The following is a 26,952-nucleotide window of genomic DNA, read 5'->3' as shown; positions in this document are numbered from 1 at the left end:
CGCGGCCGAATACGACATCGTCGCCATCCCGCCGGTAACCGCCGCCGACAACGCGCGGTGAACGGCGGCGCCCGCGGCGGCCTGTGATCGAACCTCAGCTACCGGTGGCGACCGGACGCTTGGGGTCGTTCGACCACTGCGACCACGAACCCGGATACAGGGCGGCCTGTACACCGGCGACCGCCAGTGCGGCAACCTGATGGGCCGCGGTGACGCCGGAACCGCAATACACGGCGACCGGACCGGAGCCGAATTGGGCGAAGCGGCTGCGCAATTCGTCCGCCGCGCGGAAGTGTCCGGCGGCATCCAGGTTCGCGGAGGTGGGCGCGCTGTGCGCGCCGGGGATATGTCCCGCCTGCGGATCGATCGGCTCCACCTCGCCGCGGAAGCGCTCGCCTGCGCGCGCATCGAGCAGCACACCGTCCCATTTGGCCGCCGCGTCGGCGTCGATGGTCGGCAGGTGCCCCGGGCTGAGCTGCACATCGCCGGGCTCGGGATCCGGCTCGCTGCCGGAGGCGACCGCGCCGCCCGCACTCGTCCACGCGGGCAGTCCGCCGTCGAGGATCCGCACATCGGCAATGCCGGCCCAGCGCAGCAGCCACCACGCCCGCGCCGCCGCCATGCCGCCGGTCGCGTCGTAGACGACGACGGATTCACCGGTCCGCACACCCCAGCTGCGCGCGCACTTCTCCAACTGCGTGACCTCGGGGAGCGGATGACGTCCACGCGCCGGTGAAGGCGGCGCGGCCAGTTCGGTCTCCAGGTCGACGAACACCGCGCCGGGAATATGGCCGTCGAGATAATGCTGAGGACCGTCCGGGTCGCCCAATGCCCAGCGCACATCGAGCAGGCGAACCCGCTTGTCCGCCAGAGCTTCCCGCAACTCCCCTGCCGAGATAAGTACCGCGCTCACCACAGCTCCTCGTTCAGAATCCGTACCCTCCGAGCACCGACTTTCCCCACCCTACGCAGTTGGGGGCGGCGGTGTCGGCGCGGATCGCAAGTACTCGCCGGTAGTACCGATCTGCCCCACGTCCGCGGTCCGGTCCGCATCGCGCCGGAATTCAGTCCAGTTCCGGACCACTGGCTGGTGACATGCGGTGGCGGATGGCGGCAGTATCCCGGAGATGTCCCAGGTTTCCCCGGCGTCCGAAGCGACCGATCCGAAGCCGGAGTCGACGATGCCGCACGCGCCGACGGCCTTGCCCGGATCGACGGCTCCGTCGCGGCCGACCGACTCATATGAGCACACGGCACCGATCAGTTCGAGCGTGCCGCCGGATCCGACAACGCCAACCGATTCGAGCAGGTCACCCGAGCCGATCGGGTTGTCCGAGGCCGAGGCGGAGTCCACCGAAACAGGGCTCGCACACCCGCTCGGGGCCGGGGTGGTCACTGCTCTGGTCGGCTTCACCAGTTCGTTCGCGGTCGTGCTCGGTGGTTTGACCGCGGTCGGGGCCACCTCGGCGCAGGCGGCGTCGGGACTGCTGGCGATCTGTGTCACCCAAGCCGTCGGCATGATGTTGCTGAGCTATCGCTATCGAATGCCGATCACGCTGGCGTGGTCGACGCCAGGGGCCGCGTTGCTCGCGAGCACCGGCGCGGTGTCGGGGGGCTGGGCCGCGGCGGTCGGCGCGTTCGCCCTCGCCGGCGTGCTGATCGTGATCACGGGGTTGTGGCAGCGGCTCGGCCGGCTGGTTGCCGCGATTCCGGTGGAGATCGCACAGGCCATGCTGGCAGGCGTGCTCCTGCCACTGTGCCTGGCTCCCGTGAAAGCGGTGCAGACCAGTCCGGCGGTGGTGGTTCCGGTGATCGTCGTCTGGCTGGTCCTCCACCGCGTGGCCAAGCGGTGGGCGGTGATCGCGGCGTTCGCCACCGCGGCCGTTGGTGCGGGGATCAGCATCACGGTGCAGCACAAGGACCTCGATCTCGCCGCGATGGCGCCCTCGATCGAACTGACACTGCCGCACTGGAACTGGCAGGCAATGATCGGCGTCGCGATCCCGCTCTACATCGTCACTATGGCCTCGCAGAACCTTCCCGGCATCGCCGTGATGAGTTCCTTCGGCTACCAAGTGCCATGGCGCGCGGCCATGAGCGTCACCGGCATCGGCACCATCCTCGGCGCTCCCGCAGGCGGCCACGCGATCAACCTGGCCGCGATCAGCGCCGCCCTCTCGGCCGCGCCCGCGGCGCACCCGGACCCCAAACGACGCTGGATCGTGGCCTTCACCGCGGGTGCCACCTACCTGGTCCTCGCGCTGGGCTCCGCCGCACTGGTCACCCTGATCGCCACCGCACCGAAGGGCACCCTGGAAACCGTTGCGGGCCTTGCTCTCCTCGCCACCCTTGCCACGGCATTGGCAGGCGCACTGAAGTCGGAGCAGCACCGCGAAGCGGGCATCGTCACCTTCTTGATCGCCGCGTCCGGCGTCGGCTTCCTCGGCATCGGCGCGGCGTTCTGGGCGCTGATCGCCGGACTGGTGGTCCGGCAGGTCCTCACCCATCGCGCGGCTCGGCGATGAACCCTCAGCGTGCGGGTTCGGCGCCGATGACTGCGAGCGCCGAAGTGACAGTGTCCGTTAGTGTTTCGAGCACCGGTACCCCGTAACGTCGCGCGGTCGACACCAGGTAGCGATTGCGCTCCGGGTTCGGGCAATCCGGCGGACACCCGAGAACGACCCGACCCGAGCGGGCATACAACCCGAACTCCACGTTGGTCGTGAAGCCCGGCAGCCGCCGGATATCCCGCGGGATCCAGAACAGGATGGCGCCGGCGCTGTCGAGTCCGTCAACCTCCCAGTCGACCTGATTGTCGTAGTCCGATTCCCGCAGTCCACCTGCGGTTTCCGGAGCGAGCACCAGCAGCGGTCCTTGACCTTGCCAGTGTGATTCGATGGCGGCTATCGCAGCCGGGCGCCAGGACGGTGTGTCGGCGTCCCGTGGCGTCGGGCCTGCGAGGAACACACTCGGCCCGGCCGGGATGGGCTCGCGCGCCCAGATCACCGTGACTCGGTCGTTCATGCGCGTTCCGCCTTCATGCCTGCCGTCGGGGACCGTTCCTATGAGATCACAGATCTATCGGCAAGCGGGTAAGCGGTTGCGGCTCAGGCGGGGTCGGCCGCCCGCTCGTCGCGGTGACGAGTAGCCGCGCGCCTAGGAATCGACGCAGGTGCTTACACGCGGCCGAGGAGAGTCAGTGGGTCCTCGAGGAGACCTGCGACGGTCGCGAGGAATCGGGAGGCGAGCTCTCCGTCGATCATGCGGTGATCGAAGCTGATGCCGAGGGTGGTGATCAAGCGGATCGCCACCTCGTCGCGGAACACCCAGGGCCGCTCGCGGATCGAGCCGAGGCACAGGATCGCCGCCTCACCCGGATTGACCAGCGGAACCCCGATATCGACACCGAACACTCCGACATTGGTGATGGTGAGGGTGCCGCCACGCAGATCGGTGGGCGTCGCGCTACCGGACCGGGCCGTCTCGGCCAGCCAGCCGATCTCCTGGCACAGCTCGCGCAGACTCAGCGTCTGAGCTTCCTTGAGATTGGGCACCAGCAAACCGCGATCGGTGGCTACCGCGATGCCGAGATTCACGTAGTGCTTGGTGACGATCTCCTGCTTCGCCTCGTCCCAGAATGCGTTGATATCGGGGAATTCCGCGAGGGCGGCGAGAACGGACTTGGCGATCAGCGCGAGCGGAGTCAGCGTCAATCCCTGGAACGACTTCGTGGTGCGCAGGTGGTCGAGCAGCTCCATCGATGCGGTGAAGTCGAGGGTGACGAAAGTGCTCGCCTGCGGGATGGTGCGAGCGCTCGCGACCATGGCCGCCGCGGTGCGTTTGCGAATACCGCTGATCGGGGTGCGTTCCTCGCGGCCGGTGGGCCGGATCAGGCCGCCGTCCTGGTCGCTGTCCGACCGCGGGGCCGCTGTGGCCCGAGCCGGGGCGTGAGTGGCCGCCGTGCGCGGCCGAGAGACCGGGACGGCGTCGCGGACATCCTCGACGGTCACCGCGCCGCCAGGTCCGGAGCCTGCGACGTACCAGAGATCTATCCCGAGTTCGCGGGCGAGCCTGCGGGCCGCGGGCGTCGCCGCGGCTCGCTGGGTCTGCGGCACCGAGGCCGTCGTATTATCCTGCGGCGCATCGGGTTCCACCCCAGCGGGAGCAGGCCTGTGACGACGGGAGACCGTGTCCCCTTCGGGACCGTAGCCGACGAGCACGGCGGTGCGCCCGGTGCCGTTCGCCGAACTGTCCTGCCTCGAGTTGTCCTGCTCCGCGGCGGCCGGCGCGGGGACATCCGCCTCGGTCCGCACCCGGATCAGCGGCGCGCCCACCAGCACCGTGTCGCCCGGCTGGGCGAGCAACTCGACAATCGTCCCCGCGAACGGCGACGGCAACGCGACGACGGCCTTGGCCGTCTCGACCTCCGCGATCGTCTGATTCAACTCCACCGTGTCGCCGATGCCCACCGACCAGGACACCAGTTCAGCGTCCGCGAGCCCTTCGCCGAGGTCGGGTAGCCGGAATTCCAGATCTGCCACGGAGGCACCTCTCACTGAGCGGGCGAGGTCAGGCGGCGAGCGAGCGATCGACCGCCGCCAGGATGCGGTCGGGGTCGGGCAGGTGGTGCTTTTCGAGCTTAGCCGGGGGGTAGGGGATATCGAACCCACCGACGCGCAACACCGGCGCCTCCAGGTGGTAGAAGCAGCGTTCGGTGATGCGCGCGGCGATTTCGGCGCCGAGCCCCGCGAAAACCGGTGCCTCGTGCACCACGACCAGCCTGCCGGTCTTGGTGACCGACGCCTCGATGGTGTCGAAGTCGATCGGCGAGAGGCTGCGCAGATCGATCACCTCGAGCGAATGACCTTCCTCGGCAGCGATTTTCGCCGCGGTCAGCGCGGTCGCCACGGTGCCGCCGTAGGCGACGACGGTCGCGTCGGTGCCGGGTAGGCACACTCGCGCCTGGTCCAGCGGGGTGCCCTCGATCGCGGCGAAGTCGACGTCGGCCTTGTCCCAGTAGCGCCGCTTGGGTTCGAAGAAGATCACCGGGTCGTCCAGCGCGATCGCCTGGCGGATCATGAGATACGCGTCGGCCGGGTTGCTCGGTGTCACCACCCGCAGTCCGGCGGTGTGCGCGAAATAGGCCTCTGGCGACTCCGAATGGTGTTCCACCGAACCGATCCCGCCGCCGAACGGAATGCGAATCGTGAGGGGCGCGACCACCGTGCCCTGTGTCCGAAAGTGAATCTTGGCGACATGCGAGACGATCTGGTCGAACGCTGGATACACGAAGCCGTCGAACTGGATCTCGCAGACCGGCCGAAAGCCGCGCAGAGCCATGCCGAAAGCCGTCCCGATGATGCCGGATTCGGCGAGCGGAGTGTCGACGACGCGGTGGTTGCCGAAGTCCTTCTGCAAGGTGTCGGTCACCCGGAACACACCCCCGAGGTGGCCGATGTCCTCGCCCATCAGCACGACCTTCGGGTCGTCTTCCAGCGCCCGCCGCAACCCGGCGTTGAGGGCGGCCGCGAAGGTGGTGATCATGAGTGGACTCCTTCCTGATGCACCGCAGCCCCGCCGGGATCGCCGGCCAGATACTGCGCGTACTCGCTGCGCTCCTGGGTGATCAGCGGATGCGGGGTGGCATAGACGTGCTCGAACAGTGCCATCGGCGCCGGATCGGGCATATCGATCGTCGCGGATCGCACCTGATGCGCGATCTCGTCGGCCTGGGCGGCGACTCGCCGCTCGAACGCCTCGTCCCACAGCGACTCTCGTTCCAGCAGCTTGCGCAGCCGGTCGATCGGGTCGCGACGCTTCCACTCCTCGGTCTCGGCGGCGGAGCGGTAGCGGGTGGGATCGTCGGCGGTGGTGTGCGGGCCGATTCGATAGGTGATGGCCTCGATGAACGACGGGCCGCCGCCCGACCTGGCCCGTGCGATGGCCTGCCTGGACACCGCCAGGACCGCGAGCACATCGTTGCCGTCGACTTGGAGGCCGGGAATGCCGTAACCGTAGGCGCGGCGCGCGATCGGCGTCGCGCTCTGGATGCGTACCGGGGAGCTGATCGCCCAGTGGTTGTTCTGGCAGAAAAACACCACCGCCGCACTCCAGCTCGCGGCGAAGCCGAGCGCCTCGGCGAGATCGCCCTGGCTGGTCGCGCCATCGCCGAAATAGGCGATGGTCGCGATTTCCGCGCCCTCGAGGTGGGCGGCGTAGGCATAGCCGGTCGCGTGCAGACCCTGTGAGCCGACGATGATGTTCGGGTTGGTCATGTTCACCGCGTTCGGATCCCAGCCCGAGTGCGCGACGCCGCGCCACAGCCTGGTCAGTTCGGTGGGCTGGACGCCGCGGCAGTAGGCGACCGCATGCTCGCGGTAGCTGCAGAACACGTAGTCGTCGGGGTGCAATGCCCGCGCGGAACCGACCTGCGCGGCCTCCTGGCCGAGCATCGGGGCCCACAGTCCGAGTTGGCCCTGGCGTTGCAGTGCGGTGGCCTCGATATCGATCCTGCGGGTAACGACCAGATCTTCGTAGAGGTCGCGCAGCTGCTCGGGCCCGATGTCGGCAATCAGCGCGGCATGCTCCCGGTCGAAGACGCGACGGCCGTCGGGCTGGATCAACTGAATGGGATACACAGACTTGTCTGGCATCGTGATCGCCTCCTCACCACGGGCGCCGAGTGAATGTGTCGTATATCACACAGCATGCCCCAGATGTCGATCTGCGCAAGTGTTGGACACCAGAGTGAGCAGAATGCCCAATTCCAGACCGGCGACCAATGTCATACTGCGTTGTATGTCCAGTAGAGAACCCGTCGACACCACCTTGGACGCCACCGATGCACGGCTGCTGTTGGAACTCGTCGCCAATCCGCGCGCGACCGGCGTGGAGTTGGCCACCCGGCTCGGGCTCTCACGCAATACCGTGCAGGCGAGGCTGTCGCGCTGGGAGGCCAGCGGCGTGCTCGGCAGCTTCGAGCGGCGAGTCCACGCACGAGCCCTCGGCTATCCGTTGTCGGCCTTCGTCGCGGTCGTCGTCGATCAGCATCAGCTGGATTCGGTGGTCGACGAACTCGCCGAGGTGCCGGAGGTGACCGAAGTGTGCGGCATGACCGGGCCGACCGACCTGACCGTCCGGGTGGTCGCCCAGGACGCGGACGACCTGTACCGGATCGCCGGGCAAATCCTGAAGATCCCCGGTGTGGAACGGACCAATATGGCGCTGGTGATGCGGGAATTGGTCGGGCCGCGCACCGCTCCGCTGCTCGACCGGCTGGCCAGGTCGGGGTCCTACCCGCGATCGGCGCTGGAACCCGGCATCCGTCCGTAACGACGACGCGCCCGCTCGACGCCTTCGTGCTGCCCGCCGATCGCGGCGAGGAATTCGCCGCGCACTGGCTCGGGCGGGCCGCCCTGATATCGGAAGCTCCCGGCTTCCGGGGCAACCGGCTGCATCGGGCCATCGACACGATGTCTGCTTCCAGCTGGTCGTGTGGTGCGGACAGCGCCGACCTACGCGATCGCCAATCCTGCGCTGTACGAGGTGGTCGCCGAGTTCTAGGGTGCGGGCATGGAGATTTCGGGCAAAGTCGCGATCGTCACCGGAGCAGGTGCGGGCATCGGAGCTGCGCTGGCGCGACGGCTGGCCGCGAGCGGTGCGCGGGTAGTGCTTGCCGACCTGGACACGGACGCTGTCGCGGGCGTCGCCGATTCGATCGGCGCGGGCGCGGTGTCGGTCGGCGGCGATGTCGCCGAGGAGAAGGTGATTCAGGGGTTGATCGATCGCGCCGCCGCCGAATTCGGTCCGGTGGACCTGTATTTCGCCAACGCCGGAATCGGCGGCGGACCAGGACTCGACAGCACCGACGCGCAGTGGTCGGCCGCGCTGGAAGTCAATGTGCTCGCCCATGTGCGGGCCGCGCGACTGCTGATGCCCGACTGGCTCGAGCGCGGCAGCGGCTATTTCGTCAGCACCGCGTCGGCGGCCGGACTGCTCACCCAAATCGGCTCCGCACCCTATTCGGTGACCAAGCACGCCGCCGTCGGCTTCGCCGAATGGTTGTCGGTCACCTACGGAGACAAAGGGATCCGTGTCAGCTGCGTATGCCCGATGGGCGTCGACACCCGACTACTCCGCGGCGGGCTCATCCCCGAAGACACCGCCGCAGGCGAACTCGCCGTCAAAGCCGTCACCACCGCAGGCGCTGTGCTCACACCCGAACAGGTCGCCGAGGCAATCCTCGCGGGCGTAGACGCCGAACACTTCCTGATCCTCCCCCACCCCGAGGTCCTGAAAATGTACCGTCACAAGGGCGCCGACTACGACCGCTGGCTCGACGGCATGCGCCGCTTCCAATCCGCCCTGAAGAGCTAGCCGATACCGAGGACAGTCGAATGGTGGCCCTGGATGCCCGCCCCGACCACCGTGTCACTACCGCCGATCGCTGGACGGGCCACACCTGTCGGTCGGTCCGATAACGCGCGATAGGTTCGGCGGCCTACTCGGTGACGAGCGTGGCGGCAGCGGTTCGGATGATCTCCGGAATCTCTACCGGTTTACGGGTCTCGGCGTCTACGTAGACATGCACGAAACTGCCTGTGGCGGCAAGCTCGAGAGCGTCGCCGTCTTCACGGAAGATCGCGAGGTCATAGGTGATGCTGGAGCGGCCGAGCCGGGAAATGCGCAAACCGACCTGGAGTTGGTCGGGAAAGCTCAGTGAACCGAGGTACTGGCAGGAAGTCTGCGCGACCACACCGAGCGCGGGCAGCTCCCGAATGTCGGTGCCGGTGGCCTGAATCAGCCACGCGTTGACCGCGGTGTCGAAATACGAGTAGTACGTCACGTTGTTCACGTGCCCGTAGTGGTCGTTATCGGCCCACCGGGTCGGCACCGGCCAGAGGACTGGATACTGCTGCGTCACCCGGCCGACGATAGCTCAGCCGAGGTCACGCCCTGACGGTGGTCGCGCGGGCTGACGCCGAAGTGGCGTTTGAACGCGGTGCTCAGCGCGAAGGCGCTGCCGTAACCCACCTGGCGGGCGATCGATTCGATGGTGGCGTCGGACTCCTGGAGGTGGTCGGCGGCGAGTGCGAGACGCCATTCGGTGAGGAATGCCATCGGCGGCTCGCCGACCAGGTCGGTGAAGCGGCGGGCCAGTGCGGCTCGTGACACGCCGACCGCCTCGGCCAGGCTGGCGACCGTCCAGCCGTGCGCCGGGTTGTGCTGCAAGAGCCGCAGTGCCTTGCCGACCAGTGGGTCGCTGTAGGCGTGGTACCAGGCCGGTGCGTCGTTGCGGGCGAACCAGGCGCGCAGCGCCGCGATCAGCACCAGATCGAGCAGCCGGTCCAGGACCACGTTCTGGGCGGGCTCGTCCTTGGTGGCCTCGTCGACGAGCAGGTCCAGCAGCCGGCTGTCGAGGTCGCCGCGCGACAGTACGACGACCGGCGGCAACGCGCGCAGCAGTCGTTGACTTGCCGCGCCTGCGGACTCGTAAGTACCTGTCACCATCACGGTGGCGCCGTCCGCGTCGGTGCCCCACTGACGTGTGCCGAGACTCAATGTCTCACAAAGAATTTCACCGTCAGGAGTCTTGGTGACATTGCCGGGATCGATATAGATCTGTGGTTCGGTGGCGGGGTCGTCGGCGATTGTGTAGTGGTCGGGCCCGCGAAAGATCGCGATGTCGCCCGCACTGATGTGCCGGGGCGGGGCGGGCTTTGCGCCCGGCTCGGCCATCACCCATGCAGAGCCTCGGATCATCGAAACGACCGTCAGCGGAGCCTGGTCCTGAATACGCAGCGACCACGGCGGTGCCAGCAGCGAACACATCACGAACGCACCTCTGGCGCGTGGACCTTCGAGCAGACTGGCGAGCGCATCCACACGACAACAGTAGACGATGGCGCATGATCAAGAGCCGCTGAACCATGTCTGCGCTCGGCCCGCGCCGATGTACTTGAACCATGACAAACAGCACTGCTTGCCGGCCCCGCATCCTGGTCACCGGCGGCACCGGCAAGACCGGCAGCCGCATCGTGACCCGACTGCGGCAATCATGGCATCCGGTCCGGATCGGCTCTCGCACCGCGACCGTCCCGTTCGACTGGGACGATCGCGGTACGTGGGCTCCCGCGCTGAACGGCGTCTACGCGGTGTACATCGCCTACCAGCCCGACCTCGCCGTGCCGGGCGCCCCGATCGCCATTCACCGGTTCGCCGCCGCGGCCAAGGTCGCAGGCGTCAGGAAGCTCGTACTGCTATCCGGTCGCGGCGAGCCGCAGGCACAGAAATGCGAGCGAATGGTGCAGGATTCCGGCCTCGACTGGACCGTCGTGCGCTGCAGCTTCTTCGCCCAGAACTTCAGCGAGGGCGCCTTCACCGACTATGTGCTCGCCGGCGAGGTCGCACTGCCCAACGGTGACGTTCCCGAGCCGTTCGTGCACGCTGACGATATTGCCGATGTGGCTGTCGCCGCGCTCACCGAGGACACGCACAAAGGCGAGGTCTACGAGCTGACCGGACCGCGGGCGCTGACCTTCGCCGAGGCTGTCGCCGAGATCGCGGCGGCCACCGAGCGCGAGATCGCCTTTGTCCCGCTTTCCCGTACCGATTTCATTGCGGCACTGACCGAATACCAGGTCCCCTCCGATGCGGTCAGCCTGCTCGACTATCTGTTCGGCACGGTGTTGGACGGCAGGAACTCCGCGACCACGGACGGCGTGCACCGGGCGCTCGGCAGGCAGCCGAAGGATTTCGCCGAGTATGTCCGGGATGCCGCACACTCCACAGCCTGGAACGCATTGGGCCGAAAGATAATTGGGAGACCGGCTACCCGGTAGGTGTATCGCGACGCCGCGATCACCCCGCCCGGACCATCGGGGCAGGTGACGAGCACCCGTGCGTCGGTGGTGCACCGGCAGCCCGAACCGCCCGCGACCACGGCCGCGAGGAGACCGCTCGCCCATCGGAACGATCGTCGGTACCGTCGAATCGGTGGCGACCTCGACGATCGACCCCGCGACCCGTATCGCTCGTGCCGCAGTATTCGTGGTGTTCGCGCTGAACGGTTTCCTGCTGGCCATGTGGGTGGTCCACATCCCCGCCGTCACCGATCACACCGGTGTTTCGAAGTCGACGCTGGGCATGTTCATCCTGCTGATGGCGGGCGCGGGCATCGTCGGCATGCGGATCGCGGGCCCGCTCGCGGACCGCTTCGGCAGTCGCACGCTGGTCGGCGTGGCCGCCGCCCTCGCGTCGGTCGCGGTGCTCGGCCCCGGCCTGGCCACCGGGCCTGTGACGCTGGCTATTGCGCTGGCCTGCTTCGGTTTCGGCAACGGAGCGCTGGACGTGTCGATGAATACCCAAGCGGTACACGTTGAACGCGGATATGGACGTCCGATCATGTCCGCATTCCACGCGCTGTTCTCCGGCGGCGGACTCCTCGGATCGTTGATCGGCGCCGCGACTCTGCGGGCAGGTTGGGATGCTCGACCGACCTTGACGCTAGCGGCGATCGTCGGCTTGATCGTCACCGCGGCGCTGGTGCCACAGCTACTGCGCGATACCCGATCCGAATCGAGGATTCCCGAGCCGTCCCCCGCGCCGCCCGATGGCGGCAGTCCAACGGAACCGATCGACAGCCCAGGGGCGCAGGCGAGGCAGCTGCCCAGTCGTGCAGATCAGCGCCGAAAGGTACTGGCGCTGGCAGCCATAGCCTTCGGTGTGCTGCTTGCCGAGGGTGTGGCCAATGACTGGAGCACCCTGCAAATGCGTGAGCACCTCGGTGTCGACGAAGCCACCGCGGCATTGGCCTACAGCGCCTTCTCGATCACCATGACAGCGGGCCGATTCACCGCGGACCGCATCAGCGGCGCGTTCGGTCGCGCGGCGTTGGTCCGCAACGGCAGCGCACTCGCCGCCCTCGGTATCGGGCTGATCATGGTGTCGGACTGGGTGCCGCTTTCCTTGCTGGGCTGGGCCATCGCAGGCCTCGGCCTGTCCGGCATCGTCCCCCAGATCTTCACCGCAGCAGGCAATCTCGGTACCGACACCGCAGCAACCGACATGTCCCGAGTCTTCAGCCTCGGTTACTTCGGCCTGCTCGCCGGCCCTGCGGTGATCGGCTGGCTCACCGCCCTGATGCCCCTCACTGCCGCGATGGCTGTCCCGCTCATCGCCGCACTCCTGTGCTGCCGTTATGCGGGTGTTGTTTCTCCGCAACGGAACTGAGCGCTGTCCTCGACCACCTGGCCGGTCACCCCGAGAGCCGACCACCACCACATGTCGCACACCTTCAGCCTGCCCCGGGCCACGCGTTCACCAAAGAGGCCCCGAGGCATCGCTCAATGACATCGCACGCCGCGCCGGAGTCGGCCCCGGCGACCTCTACCGGCACTTCCCCAGCCGTCAAGCGCTGCAGGCAGCTGTCCTGCGCGCGCGGATCGATACGCGGTGCGAATACGCCGAGGACCTGAGTTCGAGCGAGCCGACCTCGGCACTCACCAACTGGCTGTGTGCCCTGCTGACCCATGCCCGCACCGATCACGGCCTCGGCGGCGCGGTCCTGGCCGGACCGGTCGAGCTGGACTTCGACTGCAGGCAAGTCATCCACCAGGCCGGTGCGGTGTTGCTGACCAAGGCCCAGGAAGCCGGTGGAATTCGCACGGACGTCACCATCGACGATGTGATCCAGCTGATCGCGGGCATCGCCTTAGCGGCCCGGCACAGCGCCGACCCGGGCCAGCCCGATCGACTGCTCCGACTCGTGCTGGACGCGCTGCGGCAATCGAGCGAATAGCGTTGCGCCCGCAGTCCGCGGCCACGTCGGTATGTTCGTGGGATGTTCGACAACAGCAGACTCGAGCGCAAGATCGAACGGCTCGAACGGAAGCTCGATCTGATCATGAAGCACCTGGGCATCACCGAACCAGGCGCGGTGCTCGGGTACACCGAGATCGACGAATTCATCGCGCAGGGCAAGAAGATCCAAGCCATCAAGCGCTATCGGGAACTCGACCCCGGCGCCGGGTTGAAGGAAGCCAAGGAGGCGGTCGAGGCTCGTGAACATCAGCTCCGGCACCGCTGACGCCCGAGCGGAGGCCACGACGGGGGAAAGCCCGTCTCCACGAATGAAAACGGGCTTTCCCGATCTCGGTGCGGCCTGAGAGGGCTTGCGCACCAGAGGTTCGGCACAGTGCGAATGCTGCGCTTTCTCCGTCTTTACAGCGCCTTCAGTTCCTCGGTCACCGCACCGACGGACTTCTTGGCGTCACCGAACAGCATCGAAGTGTGGTCGGCGTAGAACAGCGGGTTATCGATACCGGCGAAGCCGGAATTCATCGAGCGCTTGAGCACGATGACGCTCTTGGCCTGGTCGACGTTCAGCACCGGCATGCCGTAGATCGGCGAGGACGTGTCCTCCCGAGCCGCCGGATTGGTGACGTCGTTGGCGCCGATCACCAAGGCAACATCCGTACGGCCGAATTCGCCATTGATGTCGTCCATCTCCTTGAGCGCGTCGTAGGAGACCTCGGCCTCGGCCAGCAGCACGTTCATATGCCCGGGCATGCGTCCCGCGACCGGATGGATGGCGTACTTGACCTCGACCCCCTTGGCCTCGAGCAGCTCCGCCATCTCCTTGACCGCGTGCTGCGCCTGCGCGACGGCCATACCGTAGCCGGGCACCACGATGACCTGGTTGGCATACGCCATCTGGATCGCGGCATCGGCGGCCGAGGTGGCCTTGGCCTGCTTGGCCTCGCCGTCGCCACTCGCGCCGGGCGCCGTTGCGCCGCCACCGAATCCACCGGCGACGATAGCCGGGATGGACCGGTTCATCGCCTTGGCCATCAGGTTGGTGAGGATGGTGCCGGACGCGCCGACGATCATGCCCGCCACGATCATCGCGGTGTTGTTCAGCGCGAGACCCGCTGCGGCGGCCGACAATCCGGTGAGCGCGTTGAGCAGCGAGATGACCACAGGCATGTCGGCGCCACCGATCGGCAGCACGACCGCGAGGCCGAGCACACCGGCGAGCACGAGCACCGCGATCATCCACAACTGCGACACACCGTCGTCGGTGGCGCCGATACCGATCACCACGGCCGCCGCGATGGCGCCGATGAGCAGCAGCAGGTTCAGCGGCTGCTGGAGCTTGCCGAGGCCGATCGGACGGCCTGGCAGAATTTCCTGCAGCTTGCCGAAGGCGATCAGCGAGCCCCAGAACGACACCGAGCCGATAATCGCCGCGAACAGTGAACCGACCACGATGTGCACGGTCGGCTCTTCATCGAAGCTCGAAAAGCCTTGGCTGTTGATGAATTCCGACCACGCGATCAGCGCGACCGTGCCACCGCCGACACCGTTGAACGCGGCGACCAACTGTGGCATGGCGGTCATCTTGGTGAACTTCGCGGGCGGCACACCGAGGGCGATACCGACCACGAGTCCGGCGATGATCAAGATCCAGTTACTGGTGTGGCGCACCGAGATCAGGGTCGCGACAACGGCGATGAACATGCCGACCGCGGCGATCAGGTTGCCGCGCACCGCGGTCTTCGGGCCGGTCAGACCCATCAGGCCGTAGATGAACATGCCGAAGGCCACGATGTAGAGGCCGTTGACCAGATAGGTCACATTGTCGAAGGTGTGCATCACTTATCCGCCTTTACCGCCGCAGAGTCCGCTGGTCGCTGCGCTGGCTGCGCTCCCGAGTCCCCGGGTCGCTGCGCTGGCTGCGCTCCCGAGTCCACGGGTCGCTGCGCTGGCTGCGCTCCCGAGTCCACGGGTCGCTGCGCTGGCTGCGCTCCCGCGGCCTTCTTGCCCTTGAACATGCCGAGCATGCGGTCGGTGACCACGAAACCGCCGATGACGTTCAGCGTTCCGAACACGACGGCGACGAACAGAATGATCTGCGTCAGGATCGAGGGATCCTGCACATTACCGAGGGTGACCAGCGCACCGAGCACGACGATGCCGTGAATGGCGTTGGTGCCCGACATGAGTGGGGTGTGCAGCGTGTTGGGCACCTTGGAGATGACGGCGAAGCCGACGAACCCGGACAGCACCAGGATCGCGATGTTCGCGAGCAGTTCGGTGTACATCAGGCATCACCCTCACGTGTCACGCAGGAATCGGCGAGCACCTGATCGCTGAAGTCGGGCGCGAGCTTGCCATCGACCAGCATCAGTTCCAGCAGTGCCGCAATGTTCTTCGAGTACAGCTCGCTGGCGTGCTCGGGCATGGTGGCGGGCAGGTTCAGCGGCGAAGCGATGGTGACCTCGTGCTTGACCACGACCTCGCCGGGCTCGGTGAGCTCGCAGTTGCCGCCGGTTTCACCGGCCAGGTCGACGATCACGCTGCCGGGCTTCATGCCCTCGACCGCTGCGGCGGTGACCAGGCGGGGTGCCGGGCGGCCCGGCACCAGCGCGGTGGTGATCACCACGTCGAAGCCCTTGATGGCGTCTTCCAAAGCTTGCTGCTGGGCGGCCTTTTCCGTGTCGGTGAGCTCCCGGGCGTACCCGCCTTCACCGGCGGCGTCGATGCCGAGGTCGAGCCACTGCGCACCGACCGAGCGCACCTGATCGGCGACCTCGGGCCGCACGTCGTAGCCGGTGGTGCGGCCGCCGAGGCGCTTGGCCGTGGCCAGCGCCTGCAGTCCGGCGACACCGACGCCGAGCACCAGCACGGTCGCGGGCTTCACGGTGCCCGCCGCGGTGGTGAGCATCGGGAAGAAGCGCGTCGATTCCGACGCCGCGAGCAGCACGGCTTTATAGCCGGAGACGTTGGCCTGGGAGGACAGTGCGTCCATCACCTGGGCGCGCGAGATGCGCGGGATGGCCTCGACCGCGAAGGCCTGCACCCCAGCGGACTTCAGCGCACCGATCTGGTTCTCGGCGTTGCGCGGGGCGAGGAAGCCGATGAGGGTCTGTCCGCTGGACAGCTTTCGCACCTCGGCATCGCTCGGGGGAGCCACCTTCACGATCACCTCGGCCGACCACGGGTCGCCGATCGTCGCGCCTGCCTCGACATAGGCAGCGTCGGGAATGAGCGCGCCGAGACCGGCGCCCGTCTCGACCACCACGTCCACGCCGTGTTTCAGCAGGCTGGGGATGATCTTCGGCACCAATGCGACACGTCGTTCGCCCGCGTTGGACTCGCGAACGACTCCGACCCGCGCGCCACGTGACGATTGATCGCCTACGCTCTGCGTTGTCTCCACTTGTCAGACTTCCTTCTCGTGCTGAGCTTCAAGCAACCGGACGACAGCCGGACGATGTTACTTCAGAGTAAGTTCGTCCAAATCCTCGCCACTGTACCCGGCTCGCGGTGAGCGTAGCTGAGATGCCCATCACACATCGCTGTCGGATTCCACCGATATGCCGGTTTCGGGGCGTTGGGACGGACACGGTCGACACCTCCGGCACCGGCGATTAATCGGGACTTTCCGCGCTCCGATAGTTGTCGCCGCAGGTGAGCGCGCCAAGACCGTACGTAGAAGTCCCTTACTTACCCGGAGGTTCGAGAACTGGTCAGCAGCTCGAACCACCGACCGACAGTGACGTGCATCATGCCGAATGGCGCATTCGGGGTATGCCGCGCTCGTCGTACGCCGTATGGTCGGCGATGTGAACGACTGCGTCTTCTGCCGCATCGCTGCGGGCGAAGCCCCGGCGACGAAGGTCTACGAGGACGACACGCTGTGTGCCTTCCTCGACATCCGTCCGGTCGCCCGCGGCCACACGCTGGTGATCCCGAAGCGCCATGCCACCGAGCTCGAGGATCTGGACGCCGAGCTCGGCGCACACATCTTCCGGGCCGGGCACCGGCTCGCCCTGGCGATTCGCCGCAGCAGTCTGGCCGCCGACGGCGCCAATCTCGTCCTCAACGACGGCACCGCGGCCTTCCAAACCGTGCCGCACGTGCACCTGCACGTCATACCGCGCAGACACGGCGACAAGCTGAGCTTCGCGGCCGGACTGCTCCTGCGCCGCCCGCACGACCCCGCGACCACCGCCGCAGCCATCAAGAGCGGCATCACAGCACTGGACAGCGAAGAAGAGTCGAGCACCGACGAGGCAGAGCCGACCGGCCGCGCCGAGAAAGGACCACAAGGATGACCGACCCGACCTTGGACCGGACCGAATTGATCGGCACACTGTCCGAACAGTGGGACGCCATCGCGACGCTGGTCGTCGAGCTCGACGAAGACCGGTGGCGCACACCGTCTCCGCTGCCGGGTTGGACGGTGTTCGATGTGGTCGCCCATGTCATCGGCACCGAATCGTGGCTGCTCGGCGAGCGCCCGCCGGCGCACGATCCGACCAGGGAGAAGACCGACGTGCGCGCGCTCCCCCACGTGCGCAACGAGACCGCCGTCCTCAATGAGATCTGGGTCGATCGGTTGCGCCCGCTGCCGGGTCCGCGGCTGCTCGCGCTCTACCACGATGTCATCGACCGCAGGCGCGCGGCGCTCGCGGCGCTCGGCGACGCCGAATGGCAGGCCGAGACCCCCTCTCCGATCGGCCAGGTCGGTTACGGCCGGTTCATGCGGGTGCGGCTGTTCGATTGCTGGATGCACGAATTCGATATCGCCGACGCGCTCGGCGTGTCCGTCGAGGAGGGCGGCAGGCGCGGTGAGCTCGCGTTCGCGGAGTTCGCCGGTGCGATCCCGCGAGTGGTCGTCAAGCGCGGCAAGGCGCCCGACGGCGCGCGGATCACCTTCGAGCTGACCGGCCCGTTGGCCAGAACGCTGCACATACAGGTGGCAGGCCGGGCGGCCTACGTGGATGCGTTCGACACTCCCGCCGACGTCGAGATCCGCTTGGACTCCGGGCTTTTCGTCCGCCTCGGCGGTGGAAGGACGGCCGCCGAGAAGCACCTCGACGCGATCGCCATCAGCGGCGACGAACAGCTCGGCCTGCAACTGGTGCACAACCTGGCCTTCACGCTCTGAGTCGTGGTGCGACTGTTCCTGTCCAGCTACCGATTCGGGGCGCACTACGACCGACTCGCCGCGCTCGTCGGCAAGCCGGGCCGGGTTGCGGTGATTCCCAATGCCTGTGATGCCTGGCCCGCGGCATGGGCGGGCGCGGTCACCAGCGACTCGGTGCCGCTACGCAAGCTCGGCTATACACCGGAGACGCTCGACCTGCGCGATTACCTCGGACGCGCAACGGAATTGGAGCGGACGCTGGCCGAATACCCACTGGTGTGGGTGCGCGGCGGCAATACTTTTGTGCTGCGCGCCCAATTCGCCCGCAGCGGAGCAGATCTGGTGCTGCGAAAGTTACTGGCCGCCGACGCGCTCGTGTACGCGGGATATAGCGCGGGGGCATGCGTCATGGGCCCGGATCTGCACGGCCTCGACGCGATGGACGATCCCGCCGAAGTCGCACCGAGCTGTGGTGTCGAACCCCGATGGGACGGTTTGGGATTGGTCGATCGCCGGATCGTGCCGCACATCGACTCCGCGACCGACCCGGACGGTTACGGCAACCGGCTCGCCGCGCGCTACCAGGCCGAGGGCACTGCGCACTGGGCGCTCACCGATGACGATGTCGTAGTGATCGATGGCGACACGACCGAGGTGCTGCGCTAGCCGGACGTTCGGGCGTCCGTGCGGCCGAACACCACCCAGCGCATCGCGCTGTACATATAGACCGCTTCGCAACCACCTGCCAGCAGCCTCGACAGGTGGTACTCGAGGCCGAGTGCGGTCAGCCCACTGCCGACGCCCAGGATGAACGCGACATAGTTGATCGCGACAACCCCCGTGTACACCAGCGCCTGCCTGCCGACCGGTGCGTGCGAATGGAAATTGACGGTGCGATTGAGCACGAAGCTCAATCCGAAGGCGCAGAGGTAGGCCACCGTCACCGACAGCCAGACCGGAAGTCCCCACCACCCGTGGAACACCGTCAGCAACACCAGGTCGACGCCGAAGGTGCCGCCGTTGATCAGTGCGAAGCCGAGGAAGGTCGGGGCGACAAGACCGTCCAGGCCCCAGGGCAGGCGCGCGACAACGGCCACACACCAGCGGGTGAACCGGTCGGCAACGGTGTCGGTGGTCGTCGCAAGGCCTGGCACGCCGCCAGCATGGCAGCGACAGGTGTCCACGAAGTGATCGCCGGACAAACCGGCAGGTCGAAACGCCGCAATCAACCGATCTGGGTGAGCGGAGGACGGCGGTCGAGCGCCGACCACGCGGCCAGACAGCGCCTGCGGGTCACGTCGTCGGCCTCCTCCAGCAGTGCGTCGAGCAGGATGAGCGGGTCTTGCCGCCATTGTTCGGCGACCGTTGCCAACGCCGCTTTGTCGAAGACCCCGGAACGGTCCAGCGCCGTCAGCCATTCGCCGAACTGGCCGGCATGGATTCGGCGCAGCACGCTCGCATCGCTGCCACCGTCGACGAACTCGGGTGAGAACATCGCCGCGATCAGCTCGCGGTAGTCCGGTGAAACAACCTGCATCAGTGCCTCCTCCAACGCCCAACGCTCCCCTCGCCTGGAATTCTTACCACCAGTGGGCCCGAGTACCACTCCCCACCAGCGAGGGCACCACTCCTAGCGGGCCCGGCCGACGCGCAGGTCTGCCCGACGCGACGCGGGCCACATCTATCCGGCCGACCGAACGTGCCGCCCGCTGTCTGAGCACCCGACGCCGGGTCCGGCCACGCTCGAGCAGATACCGTGACCTGTGTGGAACTGGATGACCTGATCGCGCGGCTGCCCGACGGTGCGGTGCTGATCGACGCCGACCTGCTCGAAGGCTATCGACAGGACTGGGCGCGCGACCCCGATGCCGGGGTCCCGCTGGCCGTTGTGCGCGCCACCAGTACCGACGATGTCGCCGCAACGCTGCGTTTCGCCCACGAGCACCAGATCGCGGTGGTCCCGCGCGGCGCCGGGTCCGGACTGTCCGGTGGCGCGACAGCCGTCGAGGGCGGCATCGTGCTGAGCACTGAGCGCATGCGCGCCATCGCCGTCGACCCGGTCACCCGCACCGCGGTGGCGCAGCCCGGGTTGCTCAATGCCGAGGTCAAGCGCGCGGTCGCCGCGGAAGGTCTGTGGTATCCACCGGACCCCTCATCATTCGAGATATGTTCGATCGGCGGCAACGCCGCCACCAACGCGGGTGGTCTGTGCTGCGTGAAGTACGGCGTGACAACCGATTACATCCTCGGCATGGAGGTGGTGCTCGCTGATGGCACCGTGGTGCGTCTGGGGGGTCCCCGGCTCAAGGACTCGGCCGGACTGTCGCTGACCAAACTGTTCGTCGGCAGCGAGGGCACTCTCGGCGTGATCACCGAACTGACACTGCGGCTGCTGCCCGCGCAACCGCCGCAGAGCACGGTCGTCGCCTCGTTCGCGACGCTGACCGCCGCTACCGATGCCATTCTCGGCATCACCGCAAAGCTGCGCCCGTCCATGCTCGAATTCATGGACGCGGTGGCGATCAACGCGGTCGAGGACGAGCTGCGGATGGGGCTGGACCGCAACGCCGCGGGCCTGCTGGTCGCGCGCTCGGATGCCCCGGGCGAATTCGCCCGCCACGAGGCCGAAATCATGGTGGCCGTGTGTGAGCACGCGGGGTCCACGGAGGTCTTCCATACCGAGGACCCCGAGGAAGGCGAAGCCTTCACCGCCGCGCGACGTTTCGCCATTCCGGCGGTGGAGAAGCTCGGACCGCTGCTGTTGGAGGACGTCGGGGTGCCGCTGCCGCGCCTCGGCGACCTAATCAACGGCGTCGCGGCGATCGCGGCACACAACGACGTGATCATCTCGGTGATCGCACACGCGGGCGACGGCAACACCCACCCGCTGATCGTGCACGACCCGACCGACGCCGCCATGACCGAACGCGCACACCGCGCCTTCGGCGAGATCATGGATCTGGCGATCGCGCTCGGCGGCACCATCACCGGTGAGCACGGAGTCGGCAGGCTGAAGAAGGCGTGGCTGCCCGATCAGCTCGGCTCCGACGTGATGGCGCTGACCCGGCGCATCAAGGATGCGCTCGACCCGCATGGCATTCTCAATCCCGGCTCGATTCTGTAGACCAGGCCAGACCACACCACAGCCGCAGGAACATTCCCGGCCGAGAAGGAGTTTCACCAGATCATGACCACCAGGCTCGAGCACAACGCCGTCGATACCCGCTTCGAGATCTATATCGACGACACCCTCGCCGGGTACGCCGACTACGCCGAAGCCGAGGACACCAAGGTCCGCGACTTCCACCACACCATGACCTTCCCCGAATTCCGCGGCCGCGGCGTGGCCGCCCAAGTGGTCGAGTACGCACTGAACCAGTCGCGCGGTGCGGGCTTCACGGTCATCCCCACCTGCTGGTATGTCGAGAAGTACATCGCCGAGCATCGCGAATACGCCGACCTGGTCGCCTAGTTCGCGGCGCGGCCGACGGCCGATGCCTACGCCCCCGCAGGTACTGCGCGAGGATCAGACCGATCACCTCGAGGCCCCGTGGACCGGTGAGCTCATTGTGTTCACAGCCGACCCGATGGTTGGTGTCGGTTCCGGTGATAGACCGACGCCAGGTCAGGTCGTTCGGCGTCGGCAGCGGGACAAGGTCGTGATGCCGAGCCTGGCGCCACGTTCGACCGTCATCTCCGCGACCTGCTCGGCCCGATTCTCGGTGGCAGTACGCCGGCCCGCAGCGCGGTTACGCCCAGAACGCGAGACCGATGCCACCGATCGCGACACGACCGTGACGGCGGCCTCCGGGCCGCGCCCGATTCGATCGGTCTGTGTGCCAAGCGATTCGACAGTCGGTCCAGTTCCCCATAGGTCAGCGTGCGAGCACGCACACCACCGCAGGGGCTGCTGGACCGGCCGCGCGCTGCCCGGTGTCGAGCACATCGGACAGCAATCGCGGTGCGGAAACCTCCGGCCTGTGCACGCCATTGTGCAGCCGCCGCTCATCGTCGAGGAAATATTCGAGGTCCCGCACCGCCGTCCCCGAGTCGTCGGCAAGCATCGACTCGACGTCATGAAGCGGAAATGATGATGCGCAAGGGCGCATCCGCGTCGTACAGGTCTGGGTTGGCGGTGACGTCGAGGTGGATCGGGCGCTGCGCGCTGTGCTGACAAATCGACGAACAAATCCTCGATCGGCCTCGCGGTCAGCACATGCAGGCTGGTGACAACGATCCCGGCCGGAAACAACCAAGGACAGCGGAATCCAATTCATCCCCGACCGCAGCCCGATAGCGATCTTTGCCATCACCCACCTCGTCATGTCGCGAGGTCCAGTCTCCACCTATCCGAGAATTATTTACATAGTTAGTGGTACCAAATTTCCGAGGAAGCCGGCGACACTTAATCAAGTTCGGAATCCGATAGCGCCGCGTGGACCTGCAGCGATACAGGTCGTCGACCTTTTTCACTCGCGCGAGTAAATATCAATCGCGCGCTTTTCACACGCCGATCGGCGAGACCGGTCCGAATTCGGCTTCATACTGTCTATCGTCTGAATATGTTTCAAAAAGACCATTGCCGAGGATACAACTCGACAACTGATCGGCTTCGAAATTATTTCGAGAGGCGATCAGGCTCCGAAAAACAGGTGGCCCGAGGCGTGCGCCCCGGGCCACCCTGATCGATGCAGCTGCTCAGCCACGCAGCAGCGCGCGCGACATCACGACGCGCTGGATCTGGTTGGTGCCCTCATAGATTTGCGTGATCTTGGCGTCGCGCATCATCCGCTCGACCGGGAAGTCGGTGGTGTAGCCCGCGCCACCGAAGAGCTGGACGGCGTTGGTGGTGACCTCCATGGCCACGTCGGAGGCGAAGCACTTGGCGGCAGCGGAGATGAAGCCGAGGTTCTTCTCACCACGCTCGGCACGGGCGGCCGAGGTGTAGACCATGAGGCGGGCGGCCTCGATCTTCATCGCCATGTCCGCGAGCATGAACTGGGTGTTCTGGAATTCGGCGATGCGGGTGCCGAACTGCTTGCGGTCCTTGGTGTAGGCGATCGCGGCATCCAGGGCGCCCTGCGCGAGGCCGACGGCCTGCGCGCCGATGGTGGGGCGGGTGTGGTCGAGGGTTTGCAGCGCGGTCTTGAAGCCGGTGCCCGGCTCACCGACGATGCGGTCACCCGGCACCCGGCAGTTCTCGAAGTACAACTCCGCGGTAGGCGAGCCCTTGATGCCGAGCTTGTGCTCGAGCGGACCGACCACGAAGCCCTCGTCGTCCTTGTGTACCAGGAATGCCGAGATGCCGTTAGGGCCCTTGTCCGCGTCCGTGACGGCCATGACGGTGTACCAGGAAGACTTGCCGCCGTTGGTGATCCAGCACTTCGAGCCGTTGAGCACCCAGTCGTCGCCGTCCCGCTTGGCACGGGTGCGCATGCTCGCGGCGTCGGAGCCCGCCTCACGTTCCGACAGCGCGTAGGAGGCCATTTCGCCGTCGACGATGTCCGACAGCACCTTCTGCTTGAGCTCCTCGGACCCGTTGAGGATCAGGCCCATGGTTCCGAGCTTGTTGACGGCCGGGATCAGCGACGACGAACCACACACGCGCGCGACCTCTTCGATCACGATGCAGGTCGCGACCGAGTCCGCACCCTGGCCGCCGTAGGCCTCCGGCACATGCACCGCATTGAAGCCCGCGGCGTTCAGCGCGCTCAGCGCCTCCTCGGGGAAGCGGGAGTTGGCATCGACGTCCTTGGCGTGCGGGGCGATCTCCTTCTCCGCGAGCCCGCGGATGGCCGCGCGCAGCTCGTCGTGGAAGTCCTCGAGCTTGAACAGATCGAAATCGGGGTTTCCCGCCATGGGAGCACACTCCTGGTCGTCGGTCGTGATCACTGCGTCCCGAAGCAGCACGGAACATTCAGCTCCTCGGCACTCAGTGCCAGATTGCCTTCGAGTATACGCCCACAACTTCGCATCAAGTGCAGTTACTCGATGGCACCGAGTGTCATGTTCCGCATACTATGATTCCCGTCACAGATTACTCAGCCGTCGCGTCACGAGATCGGCGACCTGTCGCGGCGGCATGTCACGCGGAAACACCGCGACCACCATGTCCTCGGGTCCCGTCGCACGCCCCGCACCCCGTGGGATCGCCGCCAGCTCTACCCGCAGGTCCGCGGCACCCGCGTCGGACTCCCCACGGACCATCCGCCGCAAGAGATAGTTGTGCGTCGCTGTCACCGTCGCCGCGAACTGCACCCGCATCAAATCGGGCACCTCGGGCAACCGCTCCCGCAGATAGTCGGTGAACAACCGCTCGTAACGGAACACCGTCACGATCTCCCGCTCGCGCAGCGCGGGGACCCGCCGCACCACTCGATACCGCCGCTCCGCGATCTCTCGCCACTGCGTGAACCGCTCGAACACCTGGACCACCGCGGCACACACCGCTTCCCACGGATCATCCTGCGCGGCGGCGAGGAACTCCGCTGCCTGCGCCAACTGCGACTCGTGATCGGCGAAGATCACGTCTTCCTTCGACCGGAACTGCCGAAAGAAGGTACGCCGCGAAATCCCCGCTGCCTCGGCGATCGCGTCCACCGACGTCGCCTCGTACCCCTGCTCGGCGAACAGTCGCAGAGCATGATCAACCACCGTCAGCCGAAACCTGGCCGTATCGTCGTCACTTGCCACCGGACCACCGTAGTCAGGCGGGTCGACCGACTACCCGAGCAGCTTGGTGCGCAGTGCCTCGTCCTTCTGCAGGACCATCTCTTCCAGACCGGCTTGGAACTGTTCCATACGCGACCGCAGGGCCGGGTCGTGGGCGGCGAGGATGCGGACGGCGAGCAGCCCGGCATTGCGGGCGCCGCCGATGGAGACGGTGGCCACCGGGACGCCCGCGGGCATCTGGACGATCGACAGCAGCGAGTCCATGCCGTCGAGGTACTTCAAGGGGACGGGGACCCCGATCACCGGGAGGGGGGTCGCCGAAGCGACCATGCCGGGCAGGTGGGCCGCGCCGCCCGCGCCCGCGATGATGACCCGAAGACCGCGGCCCGCCGCGTCACGGGCGTAGTCGAGCATGCGCTGAGGCGTGCGATGCGCCGAGACAACGCCGACCTCGAAGCGAATACCGAACTCCGCCAAGGCTTCCGCCGCGGCCTCCATGGTCGGCCAATCGGAGTCGCTGCCCATGATCAGGCCTACCTGCGGTTCATTCGCCATGGGGATCCCATCCGTCGGTCCATATCGCGTGCGACATCCATCGTGCCGCGCGCTCAGCCTTTTCCCGCACCACTGCGACGTCATCGCCGAGCACGTTGATATGCCCGATCTTGCGGTCCTCGCGTTCACCCTTGCCGTACAGGTGCACCTTCGCATCGGGCATCCGGGCGAACAGGTGGTGCAGCCGCTCGTCCATCGACATCGCCGGCGACTCGGGCGCGCCGAGAATATTCGCCATCACGGTGACAGGGGCCAGCGGGCTGGTATCGCCGAGCGGATAGTCGAGCACGGCGCGCAAATGCTGTTCGAACTGGCCGGTGCGGGCGCCGTCCATGCCCCAGTGCCCGGAATTGTGCGGGCGCATGGCCAATTCGTTCACCAACAGGGTGCCGTCGTGGGTCTCGAACAGTTCGACGGCCATGGCGCCGACCACCCCGAGCGCCTTCGCGAGGTTCAGTGCCAGCGTCTCCGCCTGGGCCGCGAGCTCCTCCGCGAGCTCCTGCGCGGGCGCGATCACCACCGCACACTGTCCGTTGCGCTGCACTGTCTCCACCACCGGCCAGGTCGCCGCCTGACCATACGGTGAGCGCGCCACCATGGCAGACAGTTCCCGCTTCAGCTCCACCCGAGCCTCGGCGAGCAGGTGCACACCGTGCACGAGCTGGTCTTCGACGATCGCCTCTGCCTCCGCCGCCGTCTCGGGCATCCAGACACCGCGGCCGTCGTAGCCACCGCGCACCGCCTTGAGCACCATCGGCCAGCCGTGCTCGGCGCCGAAGCGCACCGCATCGGCCGCCGAGGTCACCGGCGTGAACGCGGGCACCGGCACCCCCAGCTCCGACAACTTGGTGCGCATGGCCAGCTTGTCCTGCGCGTAGATCAACGCCTGGGGCGGCGGCTGCACGTTCACGCCCTCGGCGACCAGCGCCTCCAGGTGCTCGGTCGGCACGTGCTCGTGGTCGAAAGTCAGCGCGTGCGAGCCGACAGCTGCCTTGCGCAGCGCGGCCAGATCGGTGTGGCTGCCGAGCACGACTTCCGGGCTCACCTGCGCGGCCGGATCGTCCTGGCGCTCGGCGAGCACGCGTAGCCGCTGCCCCAGGGCAATGGCCGCCTGATGGGTCATGCGCGCTAGCTGTCCGCCACCGATCATGGTGACGGTGGGCATGGCGGACGGATCGAAGGGCCTCACGTCTGGCAATCTTGTCACGTCGAGCCCGAACAACCGCTACCGGTACACTCGGGCCTTGTGTCATTCGTCGACGACGTGGTCAACGTCCTCCCCCAGCCGCTGCGGGAGATCGCGTACCGCCACCATGAGCTGATCAAATTCGCCATCGTCGGCGCTACCACTTTCGTGATCGACAGTGGCATTTTCTATGCGCTGAAGTGGACGGTCCTGGATACCAAGCCGGTCACCGCCAAGATCATTTCCGGCGTCATCGCCGTGATCGCTTCCTACATCCTCAATCGCGAATGGTCGTTCAAGAATCGCGGCGGGCGGGAGCGCCATCACGAGGCGCTGCTGTTCTTCGGTGTCAGCGGTGTCGGCGTCGTGCTCGCCTTCCTACCGCTGTGGGTGTCGAGTTACGTCTTCGATCTGCGCCAGCCCAATGTAAGTTTCACCGTCGAGAACATCGCGGACTTCATCAGCGCCTTCATCATCGGCAATCTGCTACAGATGGCCTTCCGCTTCTGGGCAATGCGCCGCTGGGTTTTCCCCGACGAAATGCAGGAGATCGTCGAGGAATTCGAGGATCTGCTCGAGGAAGAGCAGCTCGGCCACAGCTGAT

At 66.8% G+C, this 26,952-nt stretch carries 29 protein-coding genes and 1 pseudogene; 13 read left to right on the top strand and 17 right to left on the bottom strand.

What is annotated here, in order from left to right:
• Window positions 1-94: 94 nt before the first annotated feature.
• Window positions 95-913: a sulfurtransferase gene (locus AB0M74_RS14300; protein ID WP_364906393.1), complete on the bottom strand. Its 819-nt coding sequence runs from the start codon at window positions 911-913 to the stop codon at window positions 95-97.
• Between the two features lie 214 nt (window positions 914-1,127).
• On the opposite strand from AB0M74_RS14300, the gene AB0M74_RS14295 reads away from it, so the two are divergent.
• Window positions 1,128-2,525, top strand: a complete 1,398-nt coding sequence (locus AB0M74_RS14295; protein ID WP_364906390.1) for a benzoate/H(+) symporter BenE family transporter — start codon at window positions 1,128-1,130, stop codon at window positions 2,523-2,525.
• 4 nt (window positions 2,526-2,529) lie between these two features.
• On the opposite strand, the gene AB0M74_RS14290 is transcribed toward AB0M74_RS14295, so the two are convergent.
• The 4 genes from AB0M74_RS14290 to pdhA form a co-directional block, all read right to left on the bottom strand.
• The gene (locus AB0M74_RS14290) at window positions 2,530-3,024 is read right to left on the bottom strand and encodes a nucleoside 2-deoxyribosyltransferase domain-containing protein (protein ID WP_364906387.1); all 495 of its coding nucleotides are present in this window, start codon (window positions 3,022-3,024) and stop codon (window positions 2,530-2,532) included.
• Window positions 3,025-3,176: 152 nt separating this feature from the next.
• Window positions 3,177-4,541, bottom strand: coding sequence for a dihydrolipoamide acetyltransferase family protein (locus AB0M74_RS14285; RefSeq protein ID WP_364906385.1), 1,365 nt, complete (start codon window positions 4,539-4,541; stop codon window positions 3,177-3,179).
• 28 nt (window positions 4,542-4,569) lie between these two features.
• On the bottom strand, window positions 4,570-5,544 hold the full coding sequence (locus AB0M74_RS14280; RefSeq protein ID WP_364906382.1) for an alpha-ketoacid dehydrogenase subunit beta: 975 nt from the start codon (window positions 5,542-5,544) through the stop codon (window positions 4,570-4,572).
• Window positions 5,541-6,653: a pyruvate dehydrogenase (acetyl-transferring) E1 component subunit alpha gene (pdhA, locus tag AB0M74_RS14275; RefSeq protein WP_364906379.1), complete on the bottom strand. Its 1,113-nt coding sequence runs from the start codon at window positions 6,651-6,653 to the stop codon at window positions 5,541-5,543. The genes AB0M74_RS14280 and pdhA overlap by 4 nt, the downstream gene beginning before the upstream one ends.
• A gap of 145 nt (window positions 6,654-6,798) precedes the next feature.
• Between pdhA and AB0M74_RS14270 the strand changes: the two genes are divergently transcribed.
• Both AB0M74_RS14270 and AB0M74_RS14265 read left to right on the top strand, forming a co-directional pair.
• Window positions 6,799-7,332 carry an Lrp/AsnC family transcriptional regulator gene (locus AB0M74_RS14270; protein ID WP_364906376.1) on the top strand — a complete coding sequence of 178 codons (534 nt, stop codon included), beginning with the start codon at window positions 6,799-6,801 and terminating at the stop codon, window positions 7,330-7,332.
• 240 nt (window positions 7,333-7,572) lie between these two features.
• A complete protein-coding gene (locus AB0M74_RS14265) occupies window positions 7,573-8,376 on the top strand; it encodes an SDR family oxidoreductase (protein ID WP_364906373.1) in 804 nt (267 codons plus the stop codon).
• A gap of 124 nt (window positions 8,377-8,500) precedes the next feature.
• Here the strand turns inward: AB0M74_RS14265 and AB0M74_RS14260 are convergent, their stop codons facing one another.
• Together AB0M74_RS14260 and AB0M74_RS14255 are read right to left on the bottom strand one after the other, a co-directional pair.
• Complete coding sequence (locus AB0M74_RS14260; RefSeq protein ID WP_364906370.1) at window positions 8,501-8,923, bottom strand: thioesterase family protein; 423 nt, start codon at window positions 8,921-8,923, stop codon at window positions 8,501-8,503.
• Window positions 8,920-9,885 carry an AraC family transcriptional regulator gene (locus AB0M74_RS14255; RefSeq protein WP_364906367.1) on the bottom strand — a complete coding sequence of 322 codons (966 nt, stop codon included), beginning with the start codon at window positions 9,883-9,885 and terminating at the stop codon, window positions 8,920-8,922. Before AB0M74_RS14255 ends, AB0M74_RS14260 begins: the two co-directional genes overlap by 4 nt.
• An 80-nt stretch (window positions 9,886-9,965) precedes the next feature.
• Here AB0M74_RS14255 and AB0M74_RS14250 point away from each other — a divergent pair, with 80 nt between their 5' ends.
• The 4 genes from AB0M74_RS14250 (at window position 9,966) to AB0M74_RS14235 (ending at window position 13,087) form a co-directional block, all read left to right on the top strand.
• Window positions 9,966-10,841: an NAD(P)H-binding protein gene (locus AB0M74_RS14250; RefSeq protein ID WP_364906364.1), complete on the top strand. Its 876-nt coding sequence runs from the start codon at window positions 9,966-9,968 to the stop codon at window positions 10,839-10,841.
• A gap of 124 nt (window positions 10,842-10,965) precedes the next feature.
• The gene (locus tag AB0M74_RS14245; RefSeq protein ID WP_364906573.1) at window positions 10,966-12,231 is read left to right on the top strand and encodes an MFS transporter; all 1,266 of its coding nucleotides are present in this window, start codon (window positions 10,966-10,968) and stop codon (window positions 12,229-12,231) included.
• On the top strand, window positions 12,200-12,799 hold the full coding sequence (locus AB0M74_RS14240) for a TetR/AcrR family transcriptional regulator (RefSeq protein ID WP_364906361.1): 600 nt from the start codon (window positions 12,200-12,202) through the stop codon (window positions 12,797-12,799). The genes AB0M74_RS14245 and AB0M74_RS14240 overlap by 32 nt, the downstream gene beginning before the upstream one ends.
• Before the next feature lie 42 nt (window positions 12,800-12,841).
• Window positions 12,842-13,087: a ribosomal protein L7/L12 gene (locus tag AB0M74_RS14235; RefSeq protein ID WP_364906358.1), complete on the top strand. Its 246-nt coding sequence runs from the start codon at window positions 12,842-12,844 to the stop codon at window positions 13,085-13,087.
• Between the two features lie 134 nt (window positions 13,088-13,221).
• Here AB0M74_RS14235 and AB0M74_RS14230 read toward each other — a convergent pair whose 3' ends face one another.
• From AB0M74_RS14230 to AB0M74_RS14220, 3 genes and pseudogenes are all read right to left on the bottom strand, one after another.
• Window positions 13,222-14,655 (bottom strand): NAD(P)(+) transhydrogenase (Re/Si-specific) subunit beta, encoded by a 1,434-nt coding sequence (locus AB0M74_RS14230; RefSeq protein ID WP_364906571.1) that lies wholly within the window; start codon window positions 14,653-14,655, stop codon window positions 13,222-13,224.
• A 137-nt stretch (window positions 14,656-14,792) separates the two neighbouring features.
• A pseudogene (locus tag AB0M74_RS14225) lies at window positions 14,793-15,104 on the bottom strand (NAD(P) transhydrogenase subunit alpha); the annotation flags it as partial.
• Window positions 15,104-16,222 (bottom strand): Re/Si-specific NAD(P)(+) transhydrogenase subunit alpha, encoded by a 1,119-nt coding sequence (locus tag AB0M74_RS14220; protein WP_364906356.1) that lies wholly within the window; start codon window positions 16,220-16,222, stop codon window positions 15,104-15,106. The gene AB0M74_RS14220 and the pseudogene AB0M74_RS14225, both read right to left, overlap by 1 nt.
• A gap of 406 nt (window positions 16,223-16,628) precedes the next feature.
• On the opposite strand from AB0M74_RS14220, the gene AB0M74_RS14215 reads away from it, so the two are divergent.
• Genes AB0M74_RS14215 through AB0M74_RS14205 form a run of 3 tightly spaced genes read left to right on the top strand, consistent with a single transcriptional unit; the run spans window position 16,629 to window position 18,601 of the window.
• Window positions 16,629-17,120: an HIT family protein gene (locus AB0M74_RS14215; protein WP_364906566.1), complete on the top strand. Its 492-nt coding sequence runs from the start codon at window positions 16,629-16,631 to the stop codon at window positions 17,118-17,120.
• Entirely contained in the window at window positions 17,117-17,956 is an 840-nt protein-coding gene (locus tag AB0M74_RS14210; RefSeq protein ID WP_364906355.1) for a maleylpyruvate isomerase family mycothiol-dependent enzyme, read from the top strand. The genes AB0M74_RS14215 and AB0M74_RS14210 overlap by 4 nt, the downstream gene beginning before the upstream one ends.
• A gap of 6 nt (window positions 17,957-17,962) precedes the next feature.
• Window positions 17,963-18,601 (top strand): Type 1 glutamine amidotransferase-like domain-containing protein, encoded by a 639-nt coding sequence (locus tag AB0M74_RS14205; protein ID WP_364906563.1) that lies wholly within the window; start codon window positions 17,963-17,965, stop codon window positions 18,599-18,601.
• On the opposite strand, the gene AB0M74_RS14200 is transcribed toward AB0M74_RS14205, so the two are convergent.
• Both AB0M74_RS14200 and AB0M74_RS14195 read right to left on the bottom strand, forming a co-directional pair.
• Window positions 18,598-19,089, bottom strand: coding sequence for a GtrA family protein (locus tag AB0M74_RS14200; RefSeq protein WP_364906353.1), 492 nt, complete (start codon window positions 19,087-19,089; stop codon window positions 18,598-18,600). The genes AB0M74_RS14205 and AB0M74_RS14200 overlap by 4 nt on opposite strands.
• 71 nt (window positions 19,090-19,160) lie before the next feature.
• Entirely contained in the window at window positions 19,161-19,472 is a 312-nt protein-coding gene (locus AB0M74_RS14195) for a hypothetical protein (protein WP_364906350.1), read from the bottom strand.
• Window positions 19,473-19,700: 228 nt separating this feature from the next.
• Here AB0M74_RS14195 and AB0M74_RS14190 point away from each other — a divergent pair, with 228 nt between their 5' ends.
• Window positions 19,701-21,059, top strand: a complete 1,359-nt coding sequence (locus AB0M74_RS14190) for an FAD-linked oxidase C-terminal domain-containing protein (protein WP_364906347.1) — start codon at window positions 19,701-19,703, stop codon at window positions 21,057-21,059.
• A gap of 63 nt (window positions 21,060-21,122) precedes the next feature.
• The gene (locus AB0M74_RS14185) at window positions 21,123-21,407 is read left to right on the top strand and encodes a GNAT family N-acetyltransferase (protein WP_364906344.1); all 285 of its coding nucleotides are present in this window, start codon (window positions 21,123-21,125) and stop codon (window positions 21,405-21,407) included.
• 403 nt (window positions 21,408-21,810) lie between these two features.
• Here the strand turns inward: AB0M74_RS14185 and AB0M74_RS14180 are convergent, their stop codons facing one another.
• The 5 genes from AB0M74_RS14180 to AB0M74_RS14160 all read right to left on the bottom strand — a co-directional run bounded on the left by AB0M74_RS14180 (window position 21,811) and on the right by AB0M74_RS14160 (window position 26,327).
• Window positions 21,811-21,999, bottom strand: coding sequence for a hypothetical protein (locus AB0M74_RS14180; protein WP_364906341.1), 189 nt, complete (start codon window positions 21,997-21,999; stop codon window positions 21,811-21,813).
• Window positions 22,000-22,633: 634 nt separating this feature from the next.
• Window positions 22,634-23,794, bottom strand: coding sequence for an acyl-CoA dehydrogenase (locus AB0M74_RS14175; protein WP_364906561.1), 1,161 nt, complete (start codon window positions 23,792-23,794; stop codon window positions 22,634-22,636).
• A gap of 171 nt (window positions 23,795-23,965) precedes the next feature.
• Entirely contained in the window at window positions 23,966-24,628 is a 663-nt protein-coding gene (locus AB0M74_RS14170; RefSeq protein ID WP_364906338.1) for a TetR family transcriptional regulator, read from the bottom strand.
• A 30-nt stretch (window positions 24,629-24,658) separates the two neighbouring features.
• Window positions 24,659-25,162 carry a 5-(carboxyamino)imidazole ribonucleotide mutase gene (gene purE / locus AB0M74_RS14165; RefSeq protein ID WP_364906335.1) on the bottom strand — a complete coding sequence of 168 codons (504 nt, stop codon included), beginning with the start codon at window positions 25,160-25,162 and terminating at the stop codon, window positions 24,659-24,661.
• Complete coding sequence (locus AB0M74_RS14160) at window positions 25,152-26,327, bottom strand: 5-(carboxyamino)imidazole ribonucleotide synthase (RefSeq protein ID WP_364906559.1); 1,176 nt, start codon at window positions 26,325-26,327, stop codon at window positions 25,152-25,154. The genes purE and AB0M74_RS14160 overlap by 11 nt, the downstream gene beginning before the upstream one ends.
• An 81-nt stretch (window positions 26,328-26,408) precedes the next feature.
• Between AB0M74_RS14160 and AB0M74_RS14155 the strand changes: the two genes are divergently transcribed.
• Complete coding sequence (locus tag AB0M74_RS14155) at window positions 26,409-26,951, top strand: GtrA family protein (protein ID WP_364906333.1); 543 nt, start codon at window positions 26,409-26,411, stop codon at window positions 26,949-26,951.
• Window position 26,952 lies beyond the last annotated feature (1 nt).

It is taken from the genome of Nocardia sp. NPDC051463 (assembly GCF_040681975.1).
GTDB lineage: Bacteria > Actinomycetota > Actinomycetes > Mycobacteriales > Mycobacteriaceae > Nocardia.
This window is presented reverse-complemented; position numbering and strand designations above follow the sequence as displayed.